At 49.3% G+C, this 18016-nt stretch carries 19 protein-coding genes; all 19 read left to right on the top strand.

The window, feature by feature from the left end:
* The first annotated feature begins 64 nt into the window (after nt 1-64).
* The 19 genes from fsa (at nt 65) to upp (ending at nt 18016) form a co-directional block, all read left to right on the top strand.
* Entirely contained in the window at nt 65-712 is a 648-nt protein-coding gene (gene fsa / locus V1498_RS21185) for a fructose-6-phosphate aldolase (protein WP_409296112.1), read from the top strand.
* Nucleotides 713-958: 246 nt separating this feature from the next.
* Nucleotides 959-2245: a UDP-N-acetylglucosamine 1-carboxyvinyltransferase gene (locus V1498_RS21180; RefSeq protein ID WP_409296110.1), complete on the top strand. Its 1287-nt coding sequence runs from the start codon at nt 959-961 to the stop codon at nt 2243-2245.
* 87 nt (nt 2246-2332) lie between these two features.
* Entirely contained in the window at nt 2333-3295 is a 963-nt protein-coding gene (gene glpX, locus V1498_RS21175) for a class II fructose-bisphosphatase (protein WP_409296108.1), read from the top strand.
* 313 nt (nt 3296-3608) lie between these two features.
* Nucleotides 3609-4895 carry a transcription termination factor Rho gene (gene rho, locus V1498_RS21170; RefSeq protein ID WP_409296106.1) on the top strand — a complete coding sequence of 429 codons (1287 nt, stop codon included), beginning with the start codon at nt 3609-3611 and terminating at the stop codon, nt 4893-4895.
* Nucleotides 4896-5038: 143 nt separating this feature from the next.
* The gene (gene rpmE / locus V1498_RS21165) at nt 5039-5239 is read left to right on the top strand and encodes a 50S ribosomal protein L31 (protein ID WP_101639729.1); all 201 of its coding nucleotides are present in this window, start codon (nt 5039-5041) and stop codon (nt 5237-5239) included.
* A 260-nt stretch (nt 5240-5499) separates the two neighbouring features.
* Nucleotides 5500-6120, top strand: coding sequence for a thymidine kinase (locus V1498_RS21160; protein WP_409296104.1), 621 nt, complete (start codon nt 5500-5502; stop codon nt 6118-6120).
* A 156-nt stretch (nt 6121-6276) separates the two neighbouring features.
* Nucleotides 6277-6609 carry a hypothetical protein gene (locus V1498_RS21155; protein ID WP_409296102.1) on the top strand — a complete coding sequence of 111 codons (333 nt, stop codon included), beginning with the start codon at nt 6277-6279 and terminating at the stop codon, nt 6607-6609.
* 115 nt (nt 6610-6724) lie between these two features.
* Entirely contained in the window at nt 6725-7795 is a 1071-nt protein-coding gene (gene prfA / locus V1498_RS21150; RefSeq protein ID WP_409296100.1) for a peptide chain release factor 1, read from the top strand.
* Nucleotides 7782-8666: a peptide chain release factor N(5)-glutamine methyltransferase gene (gene prmC / locus V1498_RS21145; protein ID WP_409299411.1), complete on the top strand. Its 885-nt coding sequence runs from the start codon at nt 7782-7784 to the stop codon at nt 8664-8666. The genes prfA and prmC overlap by 14 nt, the downstream gene beginning before the upstream one ends.
* A 126-nt stretch (nt 8667-8792) precedes the next feature.
* Nucleotides 8793-9632 carry a stage II sporulation protein R gene (spoIIR, locus tag V1498_RS21140; protein ID WP_409296098.1) on the top strand — a complete coding sequence of 280 codons (840 nt, stop codon included), beginning with the start codon at nt 8793-8795 and terminating at the stop codon, nt 9630-9632.
* A 281-nt stretch (nt 9633-9913) separates the two neighbouring features.
* Nucleotides 9914-10348: a GNAT family N-acetyltransferase gene (locus tag V1498_RS21135; RefSeq protein WP_409296096.1), complete on the top strand. Its 435-nt coding sequence runs from the start codon at nt 9914-9916 to the stop codon at nt 10346-10348.
* 198 nt (nt 10349-10546) lie between these two features.
* Nucleotides 10547-11590 carry an L-threonylcarbamoyladenylate synthase gene (locus V1498_RS21130; RefSeq protein WP_409299409.1) on the top strand — a complete coding sequence of 348 codons (1044 nt, stop codon included), beginning with the start codon at nt 10547-10549 and terminating at the stop codon, nt 11588-11590.
* 478 nt (nt 11591-12068) lie between these two features.
* A complete protein-coding gene (locus tag V1498_RS21125; RefSeq protein WP_409299407.1) occupies nt 12069-12635 on the top strand; it encodes a manganese efflux pump MntP family protein in 567 nt (188 codons plus the stop codon).
* Between the two features lie 99 nt (nt 12636-12734).
* Nucleotides 12735-13178 carry a low molecular weight protein arginine phosphatase gene (locus tag V1498_RS21120; RefSeq protein ID WP_409296094.1) on the top strand — a complete coding sequence of 148 codons (444 nt, stop codon included), beginning with the start codon at nt 12735-12737 and terminating at the stop codon, nt 13176-13178.
* Nucleotides 13179-13189: 11 nt separating this feature from the next.
* Nucleotides 13190-14491 (top strand): methyl-accepting chemotaxis protein, encoded by a 1302-nt coding sequence (locus V1498_RS21115; protein WP_409296092.1) that lies wholly within the window; start codon nt 13190-13192, stop codon nt 14489-14491.
* A gap of 126 nt (nt 14492-14617) precedes the next feature.
* Nucleotides 14618-15064, top strand: coding sequence for a ribose 5-phosphate isomerase B (gene rpiB / locus V1498_RS21110; RefSeq protein WP_409296090.1), 447 nt, complete (start codon nt 14618-14620; stop codon nt 15062-15064).
* Between the two features lie 29 nt (nt 15065-15093).
* Nucleotides 15094-15657, top strand: coding sequence for a TIGR01440 family protein (locus V1498_RS21105; RefSeq protein ID WP_409296089.1), 564 nt, complete (start codon nt 15094-15096; stop codon nt 15655-15657).
* A 340-nt stretch (nt 15658-15997) separates the two neighbouring features.
* Nucleotides 15998-17239 carry a serine hydroxymethyltransferase gene (gene glyA / locus V1498_RS21100; protein ID WP_409296087.1) on the top strand — a complete coding sequence of 414 codons (1242 nt, stop codon included), beginning with the start codon at nt 15998-16000 and terminating at the stop codon, nt 17237-17239.
* 147 nt (nt 17240-17386) lie between these two features.
* The gene (gene upp / locus V1498_RS21095) at nt 17387-18016 is read left to right on the top strand and encodes a uracil phosphoribosyltransferase (protein ID WP_409296086.1); all 630 of its coding nucleotides are present in this window, start codon (nt 17387-17389) and stop codon (nt 18014-18016) included.

Raw genomic sequence — 18016 nt, 5'->3', positions numbered from 1 at the left:
CACTTTCCCTTTTTATTTTTAATAAAAAAATATTGAAAATTCCGACACAAAGTGAGGGATACCCATGAAATTCTTTATCGATACCGCAAATCTTGACGAAATCCGCGAAGCACACGAGCTCGGCCTGCTGGCTGGAGTGACCACCAATCCATCCCTTGTCGCCAAGGAAAAAAATGTATCTTTCCATGACCGCCTCAAAGAAATCACGAGCCTTGTAAAAGGATCAGTAAGTGCCGAAGTCATCGCCCTGAATGCGGAAGGCATGCTGAAGGAAGCGGAAGAGCTTGCCGCCATCGCCCCCAATATTACGATAAAGGTACCCATGACTCCTGAAGGCTTAAAGGCTGTGCACAAACTGTCCCAGCAGGGAATCGAGACCAACGTAACGCTCATTTTCAATGCAAACCAGGCGCTGCTTGCAGCAAGGGCTGGAGCAACTTATGTTTCCCCGTTCTTGGGCAGGCTCGATGACATCGGGCAGGATGGCCTCCAGCTCATTTCAGACATCGCTGACATCCTCCATATCCACAGCCTGGATACTCAGATCATCGCCGCTTCCATCCGCCATCCGCTCCATGTGACGGAGGCTGCCCTGAGAGGTGCCCATATTGCGACCATCCCGTATAAAGTATTGATGGGGCTATTCAAGCATCCCCTGACTGACAAAGGCATTGATGCGTTCCTCGCAGATTGGAATGCCAGGGGGAAATAATAGAAAAGTTTTTGGAAGAAGGATTCTATCCTGAGGTATGTGGTATAGGGAACATGGCAGCAAAAATATATGGCATAAACGGACTATGGAAAAATTTATATATTTGCTTACATGAATGAAGCATAATTGTGTAAACTAGACAGTATCGGATGCTGACATCTTATGCATTTAAGCCATGGAAATAAATTCCTTTATTCAAAATCACTTTCATACCACCACCGCTCAGGTTTAGAAGGGAGTATTATTATGGAAAAACTTAAAATCGCAGGCGGATATCCCCTAAAGGGATCAATCAGGGTCAGCGGTGCTAAAAACAGTGCCGTTGCGCTCATTCCAGCCACCATTTTAGCCAATTCACCTGTAACCCTGGAGGGGCTTCCCGAGATATCTGATGTTGACATATTGCAAGGCCTGCTTGAGGAAATAGGGGGGACGGTTTCCTTTGCCGACAATGAAATGACTGTCGATCCCTCGAAGATGATCTCCATGCCGCTGCCAAACGGCCGTGTGAAAAAACTTCGGGCATCCTACTATCTGATGGGGGCCATGCTTGGCCGGTTCAAGAAGGCAGTCATCGGGCTTCCGGGCGGCTGCCACCTGGGTCCGAGACCGATCGATCAGCATATTAAAGGCTTTGAGGCCCTGGGGGCACAGATCACGAATGAGCAGGGAGCGATTTACCTCCGTGCCGATGAGCTGAAGGGTGCCAAAATTTATCTGGATGTCGTCAGTGTCGGCGCAACGATCAATATCATGCTTGCTGCCGTGATGGCCAAAGGGCGGACAACCATTGAGAATGCAGCGAAAGAGCCTGAGATCATTGATGTAGCCACCCTTTTGACCAATATGGGCGCGCGCATCAAGGGTGCAGGTACAGATATCATCCGCATAGATGGTGTGGAGAGCCTGCACGGCTGCCGCCATACCATCATCCCGGACCGGATTGAAGCAGGAACCTTTATGATCCTGGCTGCCGCAGCCGGAAATGGGATTCTTGTGGACAATGTTATTCCCCAGCATTTGGAATCGCTTACAGCGAAGCTTAGGGAAATGGGAGTGAATGTCGAGACAGGGGATGATCAGATATTTGTGTCGCCTGGGGAAGACCTGAAGGCCGTCGATATCAAAACGCTTGTTTATCCCGGGTTCCCAACCGACCTTCAGCAGCCCTTTACTGCATTCCTGACCAAGGCTGCCGGATCGGCGGTTGTGACCGACACCATTTACGGAGCACGGTTTAAGCATATCGATGAGTTGAGGCGCATGAGTGCCAACATTAAGGTAGAGGGCCGTTCAGCGATTGTCTCTGGGCCTGTCCAGCTGCATGGAGCAAAGGTGAAAGCAAGCGACCTGAGAGCAGGGGCAGCCCTTGTGATTGCCGGCCTGATGGCAGAAGGCATCACAGAAATCACTGGGCTTGAGCATATTGACCGGGGCTACAGCAACCTGGAGGAAAAACTGACCGGTCTTGGTGCGACTGTTTGGCGTGAAAAGCTTTCAGAAGAAGAGGCTGAACAGTTAAAGAGCTCATAATTCCTGGATATTCCGGTTAATGTGTTACATTTTTCTTTAATGTGTTATACAATATAACCGAAGAATCGTAGCACAGGGGGGATTGCAGTGGAAAGAAGTCTATCAATGGAATTAGTAAGAGTAACGGAGGCAGCCGCCTTGTCTTCTGCGCGGTGGATGGGCCGGGGGAAGAAGGACGAAGCGGACGGTGCAGCAACTTCAGCGATGCGTGATGTTTTTGACACGGTCCCGATGAAGGGTACCGTTGTAATCGGTGAAGGGGAAATGGACGAGGCTCCCATGCTGTATATCGGAGAAAAGCTCGGCACAGGCTATGGCCCGCGCGTGGATGTAGCTGTCGATCCCCTTGAAGGCACCAATATCGTGGCATCAGGCGGCTGGAATGCACTCGCAGTCCTGGCGGTAGCCGATCACGGCAATCTTCTCCATGCGCCTGATATGTATATGGATAAAATCGCTGTCGGTCCTGAAGCCGTCGGCCAGGTGGACATCAACGCCTCTGTCCTTGATAACCTGAGGGCCGTGGCCCGGGCGAAGAACAAGGACATTGAAGATGTCGTGGCCACTGTCCTGAACCGGGAGCGCCACCAGGACATCATCCGTCAGCTCCGTGAAGCGGGCGCACGGATCAAGCTCATCAATGATGGGGATGTTGCCGGAGCCATCAACACGGCCTTTGATACGACCGGAGTGGATATATTATTCGGATCCGGCGGTGCGCCTGAAGGGGTTCTGGCAGCGGTTGCTTTAAAATGTTTAGGCGGCGAAATTCAGGGTAAATTACTACCGCAGAATGAAAGCGAAAATGCCAGGTGTTTGAAAATGGGGTTAGATGTCAATAAAATACTAAGAATGGAAGATCTCGTCAGAGGCGAGGATGCCATTTTTGCCGCCACCGGTGTTACAGACGGAGAACTTCTCCGGGGTGTTCAGTATAAAGGCTTCTATGGAGAAACTCACTCACTGGTCATGAGGGCTAAATCAGGTACCGTCCGCTTCATAGACGGACGCCACAGCCTGAACAAAAAACCGAATCTTGTCATGAAATAATCATATAAATGAACACAAGCGGGCGGCTTCGCTCGCTTCCTTGATTTATAAGAAGACAGCAGGATTCATACCTGACCCGCCAAAGACCCGCAACAAGTTATCCTCTGACCCTTAAGCTAAAGCCCCTCAAGCCATCTTAAACTATAGGGAACGGCAGCTGTATTTTTATAGTTGAATAATTTAATTAAAAAAAGTAAAATTAAGTTTGCTTTGAATCCGTAACACAAAAATTTCTTCAAACTTACTCCAAGTCAAAGAACTCTCCTATATTTTCTTTCCTGGTGTTAGCTAATTTAAAAAGAGTGGTGTCGTAATGAACTTAACAATTTCAAGTCTAGAAACAATGAAGCTGAAAGAGCTTTATGAATTAGCGCGTGAATTTAAGGTTTCCTATTATAGCAAGCTCTCAAAGAAAGAGCTGATCTTTGCTATATTGAAAGCTAGGGCAGAGCAGGACGGTCTCCTGTTCATGGAAGGCGTCCTTGAAATCATCCCTTCTGAAGGCTTTGGCTTCCTGCGCCCGATCAATTATTCATCGAGCTCTGAGGACATTTATATTTCCGCATCCCAGATCCGCCGTTTTGACCTGCGGAACGGGGACAAGGTATCAGGCAAGGTCCGTCCTCCTAAGGAAAACGAAAGATATTACGGTCTCCTGCATGTAGAAGCCGTGAATGGCGATGATCCGGAATCGGCCAAGGAACGGGTGCATTTCCCGGGTCTGACCCCTTTATATCCAGACCGCCAGATGCTGCTTGAAACAACCCAGAAGAACCTGTCCACGAGAATCATGGACTTGATCGCCCCTGTCGGATTTGGACAGCGCGGTCTGATCGTCGCTCCGCCGAAGGCAGGGAAGACGATCCTTCTGAAAGAAATCGCCAATGCCATCACAGTCAATCATCCGGAAGCAGAGCTGATTGTCCTCCTGATCGATGAACGGCCGGAGGAAGTGACGGATATTGAACGATCCGTTGCCGGGGATGTGGTCAGCTCGACCTTCGACCAGGTACCGGAGAATCACATCAAGGTTGCTGAATTGGTACTCGAACGCGCTATGCGCCTTGTTGAACACAAGCGGGATGTTATCATCCTGATGGACAGCATCACCCGTCTGGCCCGTGCCTATAACCTTGTGATCCCTCCGAGCGGAAGGACGCTTTCAGGCGGGATCGATCCCGCAGCCTTCCATCGGCCGAAGCGGTTCTTCGGGGCTGCGCGGAATATTGAAGAGGGCGGAAGCTTGACGATCCTGGCGACTGCACTCGTCGATACTGGATCACGCATGGATGATGTGATCTATGAAGAGTTTAAAGGTACTGGAAATCTCGAGCTCCACTTAGACCGCGCCCTTGCCGAAAGAAGGATCTTCCCGGCCATCGATATCCGCCGTTCCGGAACACGGAAAGAAGAACTCCTTATTCCAAAGAACCATCTCGACAAACTGTGGGCGATCCGCAAGTCGATGTCAGATTCCCCGGATTTCGGCGAGCGCTTCCTGCGCAAGCTGAAGACTACCAAAAGCAACGAAGATTTCTTCGCGATGCTGGAAGAAGAAATGAAGAAAAACCAGAATGGAAATTCAAAACGCACTTTGTAAATTTATAGCAGACCCTTGCACATTTGATATAAACTTGCTATAATAAAATCAATGTGATTAATCATATATGCGGCAGTAACATAGTCGCATTTGAAGTTATAACTCTGTTTCAGATGACTCAGGGCGGAAGGAGATGAAAAAGAATGAAAACTGGAATTCATCCAAATTACAACAAAATTACTGTTACTTGTGCTTGTGGTAACACTTTTGAAACTGGTTCTGTAAAAAATGATATCCGCGTAGAAACTTGTTCCGAGTGTCATCCATTCTACACTGGACGTCAAAAATTCGCTGAAGCTGGCGGACGTGTTGACCGTTTCAACAAAAAATACGGAATTAAGTAATTTAAAACCAATATCTGAAAACAGGCAAGAACTTTCTCTTGCCTGTTTTTTTAAGGCTTGATTTACATATATTCTCCGGTTTTGACTCTTTTAGGCGGACCGGCTGAATAGATTCCTGTTCCGCCGGATGGCGGTTTTTCATTTTCATCCCCATTTGTCTGTGATTTACTGGCGGATTAGGGAAACATAGTAATGACTCCAATGGACGATGAATGATTTTATTTAATATAGATGCAAAGTGTGAAGGGAGAGCCCATTTCATGTACGTAATGAAACAAACAGGCTGGATGGAAATAATTTGCGGAAGCATGTTCTCAGGGAAATCCGAGGAATTAATCAGAAGAGTACGGCGCGCGCAGTTTGCCAAACAGAAGATCATGGTATTCAAGCCGGCCATCGATAACCGGTATAGTGAAGAATCTGTCGTATCTCATAATGGCTCTTCTTTCACAGCTGTTCCCATCTCCAAATCTACCGATATCTTTAAAGCGATCGATCCGGACCTCGACGTGATTGCCATCGATGAAGTTCAGTTCTTTGACGCAGAAATCGTTGAAGTGGCCCAGCATCTCGCTGACAGCGGCTTCCGCGTGATCCTTGCCGGCCTTGATCAGGACTTCAAAGGCGAGCCGTTCGGCCCGGTACCAGCCCTGCTGTCTCTTGCTGAATCTGTCACAAAGCTGCAGGCTGTCTGCGCCGTCTGCGGCTCGCCTGCCAGCCGGACTCAGCGCCTCATCGACGGAAGGCCGGCTTCCTACCATGATCCAGTCATCCTCGTCGGAGCGTCGGAAGCCTATGAGCCGCGCTGCCGCCATCATCATGAAGTGCCTGGCCGGGAGGAACCTCTCAAGGAAAAGACAGACTCCATTACGAAAATATAAGCTATTATATGAGGGGCCGAATCTACATGGATTCGGTCCTTTTTATTTTGGACGGCAATATGGCACTTAGTTTGAACAGGAAGCTCCCGCTTCCATGCTCGTTATTTATATTAACTCTCCCTCTTTTTGGAAAGAATGCTAACAGGAGGGAGCGCTATGAGAAAAGAAAAAAACCGTACACAAACCGGCGGCCTGCAGCATGAGCTTGAAGCGATCCGGATGTGTGCAGATTCTGAAAGCCGCTGCACGATACTTCCGTTTAAAAAAAGGCCGGGTGTGCCAGATAAGATCAAGATGCTGCTGTGTGAGGCCGGCTCCTATACACCCGGTCCCATATTTATAAAAGACCAGAAAATCTGGGTCACCTGCTATATCAGCCCCGGGCAGTTCGAAATGGCCGAGAGGGAGCTGCACGTACAGAAATTGACGGAGAAACTGACCAGGAAGCTTGCCAATTATGAATTCATCGTCCGGCTGATCGAGCGTTAGCACGCCGAATCCTTTTGACGTGTTTTCTATCCGTATATATAATGGAAGATGGAAATCTTTATTATTATAAATCGGCCCTGAATTGGCCTTTTGGATAAACTGAGGTGAATATATCGTGATAGATCGTTTGCAGGCAGTAGAAGACCGATATGAAAAATTGAATGAATTGCTGAGTGATCCCGCTATCATAAATGATGCCAACAAATTGAGAGAGTACTCCAAGGAACAGGCAGGCATCCAGGAAACGGTGGCCGCCTATCGCGAGTACAAATCGGCAAGAGAGCAGTATCAGGATGCCAAGCAGATGCTTGAGGACAAGCTTGACGCCGAGATGCGCGAGATGGTGAAGGAAGAAATGGGCGAGCTTGAGGAGCAGCTTGAGGAGCTTGAAGCAAGGCTGAAGCTGCTGCTTATTCCTAAGGACCCTAATGATGACAAAAACGTTATCATGGAAATCCGGGGAGCTGCCGGAGGTGACGAGGCTGCGCTGTTCGCCGGTACTCTTTACCGCATGTACAGCCGTTATGCAGAGACGCAGGGGTGGAAAACAGATGTGATTGAAGCAAGCCCGACTGGCCTTGGCGGTTATAAGGAAATTATCTTTATGATTAACGGAAATGGAGCTTATTCCAAGCTTAAATTTGAAAATGGCGCCCACCGGGTCCAGCGTGTGCCGGAAACCGAATCAGGCGGAAGGATCCATACTTCCACGGCTACAGTCGCTGTACTCCCGGAAGCTGAAGAGGTGGAGGTCGAAATCCATGAGAAGGATATCCGTGTGGATACCTTTGCTTCAAGCGGACCAGGCGGACAGAGTGTCAATACCACCATGTCGGCCGTTCGTCTGACGCATCTTCCGACCGGCACTGTGGTATCCTGCCAGGATGAGAAGTCACAGATCAAGAATAAGGAAAAGGCAATGAAGGTGCTCCGTGCCCGTGTGTATGATAAATTCCAGCAGGAAGCACAGGCTGAATATGATCAGAACCGTAAAGCAGCAGTCGGTACAGGGGACCGCTCTGAACGGATCCGTACCTACAACTTCCCGCAGAACCGGGTGACAGACCACCGGATTGGCTTGACCATCCAAAAGCTTGATCAGATTGTCGAAGGGAAATTGGATGATATCTTTGATGCGCTTATCCTTGAAGATCAGTCCAAACGCATGCAGAATGAAGAAGAATGACAGCTTCGATAAAGTATATGAAGCCCTTAGCTGGGCTTCTTCTTTTTTAATGGGCCATGGCCGCGATGCCAACGCAGGTGAGCTCCTGCTGCAGCATGTGTTGGGCATGGAACGCAGCCGGCTGCTGGCAAGCCTCCATGAGGAGATTGCCCCTGATAGGAAGGAAGCCTTCAGGGATGCCTGCCTCCGTCATGCCGAGGGAGTTCCGGTTCAATATATCATGGGCTATGAAGACTTTTATGGACGCCGCTTTAAGGTGAACGGGGAAGTGCTGATACCGAGGCCTGAGACAGAGGAGCTTGTATATCATGCGCTGAATGGAATCCGGGCGTTTTTTCCGGAACAGGCAGGAATCACCCTTGCTGATATCGGGACGGGCAGCGGGGCTATTGCCATCACGATGAAGCTTGAGGAGCCGGGGCTTGAGGTAGCTGCCTCTGATATTGCCCCCGAATCGCTTGCGGTAGCCGCAGCCAATGCGGAGGAGCTTGGGGCCGAGGTCGACTTCCGGCAGGGCGACATGCTTCTGCCCTTCATTGACTCAGGGGTGAAGCTGGATGTGGTTCTTTCCAATCCGCCCTACATTCCGGCCGGAGATGAGAAGAGCATGTCAATTGTCGTCACAGAAAACGAGCCGCACCGGGCCCTGTTCGCCGGTAAGGACGGACTCGGCTTTTACAGGAGATTCATGGAACAGCTGCCCCTCGTTTTGAAGCCTAAAGCCATCATCGGATTTGAAATAGGCGCGGAACAGGGCCAGGCCGTTAAAAGCCTCCTTGACCAAACCTTCCTGCACAGCCAAACACAAATCCTAAAGGACATCAACGGCCGGGACCGAATGGTCTTCGCCTATCTGGGAAATGGGGACTGACCCTCATTTCCCCTTGTTATATCAACGGGAAATAGGGGACTGTCCCCCATTTCCCGTTTTTTTCATTTTACTAGTTTAAGATAGTGGGATGCTGGAGAGACTGGTTGTTGTAGGGGGGAATGGGGAATGAAACAGTTGAGGATGCATATGGCAGTGATTTATATGTTGTTGCTGGTTACGGGCACTGTGCTCAGTTTATATATGCCGAAGGCGGAGAATGCAGGGGCGGAGGAGCCGGTGGTGATCCCGCATGACGCGATCAGGCTCCGGATCCTGGCAAACAGCGATATGCCGGCGGATCAAGATCTTAAGCGGCTGGTGAGAGATGAAGTGAACAAGGAAATCACGAAATGGGTGAAGGATTTAACTTCAAAGGAAGAAGCGAGGAAGGTTATATCAGGCAATCAGGAAAAGATTCAAAGAATTGCCGAGCGGGTGATTAAACAGCAGGGCGAAGATCAGGAAGTGAAGGTAAGGTTCGGAAAAGCTGAATTTCCTACTAAATTATATGGCAACTATTTATACCAGGCAGGAACATATGAAGCGATCGTGATTACACTAGGTGCAGGCTCAGGGGCAAATTGGTGGTGTGTGCTGTTCCCGCCGCTCTGCTTCCTGGATTTTTCAAACGGGACGGCTGTCAGCCAGAGCCCGATGGAGGAAGGGAACGCGGTTGAAGCCCAAGAAGCTCCAGCTCAGGCTGCTGATGGAAAACCGGAAGAGGTACAAGAATCCAGCCGGGAGGAAGCTGAATCTGAATACACAGAAGGGGGAAGTGATCATGAATACAGTCCGGAAGGAAAAAGTGGGGCTGCCGCTTTTGAATCAGGAACCGCCCTTCAGGAAGCAGAGCCGGAAGAAGAACCAGTCCAGTCGGAAAAAGCTCCTGTATACACTGTCGAAGATGAAGAGCCGGTCAAGGTTAAGTTCTTTTTAGTAGAATTATTTTCGGATATATTCAGCTGATAAGCGCTGCTCCCCAGGTACGGAGCGGCTCTTTTGGCTTCCAGGGTTCTAGCAATCTCTCCTTCTGCATATTCATAGAGTATAAACAAACATGAGTTTTCTACTCGCAGCTCATGCATGGAAAGGAACTTAGTCAAGAGCAGGAACAAACACAATAAGGCGTTGGAGCGGAACAAGGTGCAGGCAGGTCAGGAAGATCAATGATGTCGCACCTAGCTGCAGGAAGCCTCATGAAACATGCTCTCCGCCCCTTTCCATAGAAAAGAAAGAGAGGGATTGCTATGATCAGGACGGCAGAAGTGAAAGATATTCGACTTATCGAAGAGTTCCTGCTGGAGGCGGGGTTGAATAAGGACGGAGTGAGAGAGCATATTACGGACTTCCTGCTGGCAGAAGCGGAGGAAGGAAAAATTGCGGCTGTTATCGGCTATGAATCTTTTGGAAAAGCAGGCCTGCTTCGCTCACTGGCTTTTTCTCCCGCATTCCATCCCAGGAATCTTCCTGCCCTGCTAGAGCAGGTGTGCATTCTCGCAAAAGGGAAGGGACTGGCCGCGCTATATCTAGGGACATCTTCAGGTTCTTCGGTACCTCTCTTTCAGGCGCTAGGTTTTGAAAAGATTTTGATAGAGCAGGCAAAAAAGGAACTAAGTGCCTTTAATCATGGAAAATACCTGATGGGGATAACTTCCTGTGAATTTTTCCAAAAAAGGCTATAGTTTTTAACATATCCACATTGTTACCCACAATTTTCAATTAGTTATGCACATTTTGTGGATAAGACTTGTGCCGCCTCTAAATTTCTTTTATACTTTCAAAGTATATTTGAGATCCAAACTAGGAAAAAAGGGCTATATTGCTGATAAGAACGGCCCTTATCCACATAGATAGAAAGTATAGAAATGAAGGTGCAGAATTTGCAGACAAAATACTGGATAGTGGATAACCATGTGGACAACTTAAAAAGTTATTCACAGCTTGAAGAGGCGGCAGCTTATCTGCGGGATAACGAGACGGTCGCTTTCCCGACGGAAACGGTTTATGGCCTTGGAGCAAATGCCACAAATGATGCTGCGGTAAGAAAAATTTATGAAGCAAAGGGACGTCCTTCAGACAATCCCCTGATTGTCCATATCGCGTCGAAAAGCCAGCTGAATTATATTACCGAGAATGTGCCAGAGAAGGCCGGGAAGCTTATGGATGCATTCTGGCCGGGCCCGCTGACGCTTATTTTTCAAAAAAAACAGGGTGCTTTATCCAGCCTGGTGACAGCAGGGCTTGATACGGTAGCAGTAAGAATGCCGGCTCATCCGGTGGCCCTTGCCGTCATCGAAAAAAGCGGCCTGCCGATTGCGGCACCAAGCGCCAATACTAGCGGTAAACCAAGCCCGACCACGGCTAAGCATGTGTTCCAGGACCTGAACGGAAAAATCGCCGGAATTGTGGACGGCGGGGCAGCCGGAGTCGGCGTTGAGTCGACGGTGCTCGACTGCACCGGGAATGTTCCCGTCATCCTGCGTCCCGGAGGCATTACCCGCGAACAGCTGGAAGCGGTCATCGGCACAGTGAGGAGCGATGCCTCCCTAATTGATCCAAATGAAGCGCCCAAGTCGCCGGGAATGAAATATAAACATTATGCACCGCAGGCCGAGCTTACGCTTGTAAATGGAAGCCCGGAATTCCTGCAGAGCCTGATCGATGAAAGACGGGCGGAAGGCTTTAAGGTGGGAGTCCTGACGACAGAAGAGAATGCAGACTTTTACAGGGCGGATGAAGTCCTTACAGCCGGCAGCAGGAGCGATCTGGGCTCTGTCGCTTCCGGGCTGTATGGGGCGCTGCGCCGTTTCGATGAATTGAATGTTCAAATCATTTTCGGAGAAACCTACCCGGTTGAAGGGATGGGGCAGGCCGTCATGAACCGTCTTACAAAAGCGGCCGGGCACAGAATGATCAGTGAGTGAATGGGCAGGGGACTTTGATTCCCTGCTTTTTTTGTGTGGAAAGGGGCGGAGCTGCATGTATCATAAGGCTTCCAGCAGTTAGGTATAAATATTATGTATCTTGCGGGCATTCTTAGTGTCCTTACTCCGCTCCACCGCCTTATTGTGTTTATTCCTGCTTTTGACCAGGTCCTGTTCCATGTAGAAAACTCATTTTTGTTTTCTGTGGAAAAGAAACGGAGCTGTACATAGCAATAGACTTCTTAATAAGATTTTGTAACATCTTTTATCTTTCGGGCATACCTCTCCATATCCGTGTTTCGACTGAGTTCCGATTCCTTTCAGAGGTTCCGGGCAGGCTTCCGGATTTTCCCGGGAACAGGTGCATCTTCCCTGGATCCGGTTCAAGTCTGCAGCCCCCGCCTATTGAAAAAACGGGAGGTTCTATCCCTAAAAGGACATGCATATGCTAGAGCAGGCTAGTCCGAGGGGGTTAGGAATTGTGACATTTATGGGTGAACTGATTTCCTTGATGTCGATGGCGTTTGCGCTTGGGATGGATGCGTTCTCGATCGGCCTTGGCATGGGGATGTTCAAGATGAGGATGAGAAGGGTATTGTTTATAGGTGTGACAGTAGGCATTTTTCATATATTGATGCCGCTCCTCGGCATGGCAGGCGGCCGGTTCCTGTCCGGGACATTTGGTACGTTTGCCGGCTATGCGGGCGGTCTCCTGCTGATGATCCTTGGAATCCAGATGCTGCTTGGCGGCCTGAAGGGAAGCGGTGAAACGAAAGTGGCTCCCGTCGGCGCCGGCTTGATCATGTTTGCAGTCAGTGTGAGCCTGGACAGTTTTTCAGTCGGCCTTACACTTGGTATATACGGGGCAAGAACCGCACTCGTGCTCATCTGTTTTGGCACAGCGGCTGCCATATTAACATGGGCAGGGCTGATCCTCGGCCGGAAGGTCCAGGGAATGCTTGGCAAGTACAGCTTACTACTGGGCGGCGCCATCCTGTTTGCCTTCGGCTTCAAGCTTCTTGATTTGGGACGTTTTTTCTTTTAATCAGGATATTTTTTATGAAGTCTTTCCCAGGACAGCGGAACAGAGCTGTCTTATTTTTTTGTCCAGAGTGGATTATAATGGAACCAAGGAGGCGTCGTGATGGTAAACATTTTATTTGTATGTACAGGAAATACATGCCGGAGCCCGATGGCTGAGGCCATATTGAAGAATATGAATCTGCCGGGTGTGAACGTAAGGTCAGCCGGGGTGTTTGCGATGGACGGGCAGGAGGCTTCCTTCCATGCAAAGAATGTGCTGGATGAGAACTCCATCACCCATGATCACATCTCTAAGCAGGTGGATGCTTCAGATCTGGAGTGGGCCACCTATGTGCTGACGATGACGGAGGGCCACAAGTCTTCGCTGATCATCAACTACCCGCAGGCTGCCGGAAAAACATATACCTTAAAAGAATTTGCTGGTAAAGATAAAAAAGATTCAGATATTGTTGATCCTTTTGGAGGTTCTGCCGATATATACAGGGAGACCTTTCGTGAATTGCAGTCTATTATCCAGAGCCTTTCCGACAGACTGCAGAAATAAACGTTCATCCAATGGGGGAGAAGAATTTGGCGAAAAAGCGCTATAAGTTCGGACTGAGGAAAAAGCTTGTTATTTTAACAACACTGCTGGCGATCGTCACGTATACCACAAGTGCTGTGTTCATTTTTGCGGTTCATCCATTTGTAAGCAGCTATATCTCTAAGGAATTATTTATTCCGATCACACTGGCCCTGGGCATCGGCTGGTCAGGGGTGCTGGCCTTCTTCGCGGCAGGATTTTTGACCAAGCCGCTGCATGCACTTGAAGCGGCTGCGCTCAAGGCGGCAGAGGGGGATTTGTCAGAAGACCTGAAGCTTGCAAAATCGGATGATGAAATCCGCTCTCTTGGAACTGCCTTCAACCATATGCTCGGCAGCCTGAGGGAAATGGTGCAGAAGATTGACCAGAACTTCAATGAAACCAATGAGAAAGTCATTTATATCTCTCAGGAATCCTCAAGAGCTGCAGAACAGGCCGGGACAATCTCGAGGGCGATTCAGGAGATAGCCGCAGGTGCTGACAATTCTGCATCATCCATCCAGACGACGGCCGAGTCGGTGGAGGATGTTATCATGATCGCCCGTGACGTCCAGGATAAAGCAGGAGCTTCATCCAAACGATCAGCAGAAATGGTGCAGGAGCTTATAGGCAGCAAGGAAGTGATCCACTCCTTGATTTCAGGCATACAGAAGCTTGCAGATGACAGCCGTCATTCTCTTGAGGCGGTTAAGCGACTTGAAGAAAATGCTAAGAAGGTGGAACAAATCATTCAGCTTGTCGGCGATATTGCGGGGCAGACCAATCTGCTTGCATTGAATGCATCCATCGAGGCGGCAAGGGCCGGTGAGCATGGGAAAGGCTTTGCCGTGGTGGCGGAGGAAGTCCGGAAGCTTGCGGATGAAAGCGCCAAAGCCGTGCAGGGCATCTCAGGACTTATCCAAAACATCCAGCAGGATGTACAGGGCGTGGTGCTCCAGATCACTGAGCAGGTGGACGCAGCGAAAGCAGAAGCAGGAAAAGGAACCAAAACCAATGAAGTGATTGAAGAAATGACGCTTTCTGTTAACAATGTAGCAGATGCCGTCAGTGATATCACGAGACTTGTGGACAAGCAGATGGTCAGCATCCAGGAAACATCCGCCCAGTCCCAGGAAGTGGCGGCGATTGCCGAGCAGACATCTGCAGGAGCTGTAGAAGTGGCAGCGGCAGCACAGGATCAAAGTGCCGTCATGCAGACCGTGGAAAAACTGGTGATTGACCTGAAAGGACAGGCCAATCAGCTGAAAGAGACCATCGTGAAATTTCATATGTAAATAAGAAGCCTGAATCCCGAACATCCGGATTCAGGCTTTTTTATTAGGCGAAAACAAGCTTGCTTTATATTTTAGAAGCCCTATGGCACAATAAAAGGAAGATGATATGAAAACGGAGGGGACACGATGAAGGTAGCGATTGCTTCAGATCACGGCGGGCTTGTAATCAGGGAAGAAATAAAGAAGCTTTTAATTGACATGGAAATTCCATTCGAGGATTTTGGCTGTGAATGTGCGGATTCTGTGGATTATCCGGATTACGCTCTTCCGGTTGCAGAAAAGGTGGCAAGCGGAGAGTATGACCGCGGTATTCTCATCTGCGGGACGGGAATCGGCATGAGTATTGCCGCCAATAAGGTAAAGGGCATCCGCTGTGCGCTGGTGCATGACACATTCAGCGCCAGGGCGACAAGGGAGCATAATGACAGCAATATACTGGCGATGGGTGAGCGGGTGATTGGCCCAGGGCTTGCGCTCGACATTGCAAAAATATGGCTGTCCACTGAATATCAGGGAGGCCGGCATGAAAACAGGGTCGGAAAGATAAAAGAGTACGAGAATAAAAACATCTGAATTCATTATAAATAAAAGGGGAGATAAGCATGGAAGAAACTGTGTCTAAGGAAAGCCTGGCCCTCTGGAGGAAAGAACTCGCTGAAGCGCTCGATGACCTTCAGGAACAGTCTTCACTTGCTCCCGGAAAGCTGCTGGTTGTAGGCTGCAGCACGAGTGAAGTGATCGGAAAGAGAATCGGCACGGCAGGGACTCATGAAGTGGCCGCCATGCTGTTTGAAGTGCTGGATGAATTCCGGAATAGGACCGGCATCGAGCTTGCCGTCCAGTGCTGCGAGCATCTGAACAGGGCGCTCGTTATTTCCAGGGAAACGCTTGAGAAATTGGGCCTCGAGGAAGTAACGGTCATTCCGATCAGGGAAGCCGGCGGCGCCCTCGCCACCGCGGCCTTCAATTCTACGAAAAATGCCGCGGTGGTCGAGCATATCAAGGCAGATGCCGGGATAGATATCGGGGACACATTCATCGGGATGCATCTAAAGCATGTGGCCATCCCGGTCAGGGGCAGGCAGAACCGGGTTGGCCATGCCCATTTGACTATGGCAAGGACCAGGCCGAAGCTGATTGGCGGGCAGAGGGCCTGTTATTCCTGATTATTCTGTGAAAAAAGGCGGAGGTGCATGTATCATAAGGCTTCATGCAGCGGGGTAAGACCATCATTTATCTGGCTGGCATTCCTGCCTGCGCCTTACTCCGCTCCACCGCCTTATTGTGTTTGTTCCTGCTCTTGTCCCGGTTCCTTTCCATGCATGGGCTGTGAGTAGAAAATTCATGTTTGTTTTCTATATCGATTTTCTTCTTTTTAGAGATTGTCGCACCAAAGTGATTAATGATAGAATGAGAATGGAATTTTAAAAAGCCGCACAATTTTGCAGGTTATACAAAGAAACGTGCGGTTCTGCTGAACATACGCGAAAAATGAGGGGGATTTACATGAAACACTTGGCTACACAGGACGAAAAGGTATTTAGTGCCATTCAGGATGAACTTCAAAGACAGCGTACAAAAATTGAATTGATTGCCTCAGAAAACTTTGTAAGTGAAGCAGTAATGGAAGCTCAGGGATCTGTGCTGACGAATAAATATGCAGAAGGCTATCCTGGCAAACGCTATTATGGAGGCTGTGAGCACGTGGATGTGGTGGAGGATATCGCCCGCGACCGTGCGAAGGAAATCTTCGGGGCCGAGCATGCCAATGTCCAGCCGCACTCCGGCGCACAGGCGAATATGGCAGTGTACTTTACGATCCTTGAGCCAGGCGATACGGTTCTTGGAATGAATCTCTCCCACGGCGGCCATTTGACACATGGAAGCCCGGTTAACTTCAGCGGTGTTCAATATAATTTTGTCGAGTATGGTGTGGATGAAAACACACACCGCATCGACTATGATACAGTTCTTGAGAAAGCCCGCGAAAGCAAGCCGAAGCTGATTGTTGCCGGTGCGAGTGCGTATCCGCGCGAGATCGACTTCAAGCGTTTCCGGGAGATCGCAGACGAAGTCGGTGCATACCTCATGGTGGATATGGCGCATATCGCGGGACTTGTCGCCGCAGGACTCCATCCAAACCCGGTGCCGCATGCACACTTTGTTACAACCACTACTCATAAAACCCTTCGCGGTCCGCGCGGCGGAATGATTCTTTGCCAGGAAGAGTTTGCGAAGAAAATAGACAAGTCCATTTTCCCTGGTATCCAGGGCGGTCCGCTTATGCATGTTATCGCTGCAAAAGCAGTTTCCTTTGGTGAAGTGCTCGAGGATTCGTTCAAGACTTACTCTGAGAACATTATCAAGAATGCAAAGCGTCTGGCAGAAGGTTTGAAAAAGGAAGGCTTGAACCTAGTTTCTGACGGAACGGACAATCATCTTTTATTGGTGGATGTGCGTTCTATGAATCTAACAGGCAAGAAAGCGGAGCATGTTCTTGATGAAATCGGGATCACGGTGAACAAAAATACGATTCCTTTCGATCCGGAAAGTCCTTTTGTAACCAGCGGAGTCAGGATCGGTACAGCTGCTGTCACTTCCCGCGGCTTTACAGAAAGCGATATGGACGAGATTGCTTCCATCATCGGCCTGGCCCTTAAGAATACTGAGGATGAAGGAACGCTTAAGGAAGCCAAGGAGCGCGTGGAGAACCTGACGAGCAGATTCAAGCTATACGAAGAGCTTTAAAAACAAACATGCCGGCCTGATTTATAGGGGCCGGCTTTTTGCGGCGGCAGGAAATGTCTGCCCTTTTTCACTGTAAGATTGATGATTCTGTTTTTTTTCTGTAAAATAAGTCGAAGTATCATAATCGAATATAAAGGAGCGATTTCAATGGGAAAGGTTTTTGTTTTTGACCATCCGCTTATTCAGCACAAGCTTACATACATTCGTGATAAAAAAACGGGAACAAAGGAATTCCGCGAACTGGTGGACGAAGTCGGATCGCTTATGGCATTTGAAATCACCCGCGACCTTCCGCTTGAAGAGGTAGAGATCGAGACTCCGGTCCAAAAAGCGACTTCTAAGGTGCTTGCAGGAAAGAAGCTGGGCCTTGTGCCGATCCTCCGCGCCGGCATCGGCATGGTGGATGGAATGCTCAAATTGATCCCGGCTGCCAAGGTCGGCCATATCGGCCTTTACCGCGATCCGAAAACATTCCAGCCTGTGGAGTATTATGTGAAGCTTCCAAGTGACATTGAAGAAAGAGACTTCATTGTGGTCGATCCGATGCTCGCAACCGGCGGATCTGCGATTGCGGCCATTGAATCCCTGAAAGTACGCGGCGCCACCAGCATCCGCTTTATGTGCCTGATTGCCGCTCCAGAAGGTGTGGAAGCTTTAAAGGAAGCGCATCCTGATGTGGATATCTACATTGCGGCCCTTGACGAAAAATTGAATGAAAAAGGATATATTGTGCCAGGACTCGGCGATGCCGGCGACCGTCTGTTTGGAACAATGTAA

This window comes from Paraperibacillus marinus, from assembly GCF_046237605.1.
GTDB lineage: Bacteria > Bacillota > Bacilli > Bacillales > DSM-1321 > Paraperibacillus > Paraperibacillus marinus.
This window is presented reverse-complemented; position numbering and strand designations above follow the sequence as displayed.

Excerpts from the sequence above, each read along its gene's own strand:
- fsa (WP_409296112.1), top strand. The coding sequence starts at position 65 with ATGAAATTCTTTATCGATACCGCAAATCTTGACGAAATCCGCGAAGCA.
- V1498_RS21180 (WP_409296110.1), top strand. The coding sequence starts at position 959 with ATGGAAAAACTTAAAATCGCAGGCGGATATCCCCTAAAGGGATCAATC.
- rho (WP_409296106.1), top strand. The coding sequence starts at position 3,609 with ATGAACTTAACAATTTCAAGTCTAGAAACAATGAAGCTGAAAGAGCTT.
- rpmE (WP_101639729.1), top strand. The coding sequence starts at position 5,039 with ATGAAAACTGGAATTCATCCAAATTACAACAAAATTACTGTTACTTGT.
- V1498_RS21160 (WP_409296104.1), top strand. The coding sequence starts at position 5,500 with ATGTACGTAATGAAACAAACAGGCTGGATGGAAATAATTTGCGGAAGC.
- V1498_RS21155 (WP_409296102.1), top strand. The coding sequence starts at position 6,277 with ATGAGAAAAGAAAAAAACCGTACACAAACCGGCGGCCTGCAGCATGAG.
- prmC (WP_409299411.1), top strand. The coding sequence starts at position 7,782 with ATGAAGAAGAATGACAGCTTCGATAAAGTATATGAAGCCCTTAGCTGG.
- spoIIR (WP_409296098.1), top strand. The coding sequence starts at position 8,793 with ATGAAACAGTTGAGGATGCATATGGCAGTGATTTATATGTTGTTGCTG.
- V1498_RS21135 (WP_409296096.1), top strand. The coding sequence starts at position 9,914 with ATGATCAGGACGGCAGAAGTGAAAGATATTCGACTTATCGAAGAGTTC.
- V1498_RS21120 (WP_409296094.1), top strand. The coding sequence starts at position 12,735 with ATGGTAAACATTTTATTTGTATGTACAGGAAATACATGCCGGAGCCCG.
- V1498_RS21115 (WP_409296092.1), top strand. The coding sequence starts at position 13,190 with ATGGGGGAGAAGAATTTGGCGAAAAAGCGCTATAAGTTCGGACTGAGG.
- rpiB (WP_409296090.1), top strand. The coding sequence starts at position 14,618 with ATGAAGGTAGCGATTGCTTCAGATCACGGCGGGCTTGTAATCAGGGAA.
- V1498_RS21105 (WP_409296089.1), top strand. The coding sequence starts at position 15,094 with ATGGAAGAAACTGTGTCTAAGGAAAGCCTGGCCCTCTGGAGGAAAGAA.
- glyA (WP_409296087.1), top strand. The coding sequence starts at position 15,998 with ATGAAACACTTGGCTACACAGGACGAAAAGGTATTTAGTGCCATTCAG.
- upp (WP_409296086.1), top strand. The coding sequence starts at position 17,387 with ATGGGAAAGGTTTTTGTTTTTGACCATCCGCTTATTCAGCACAAGCTT.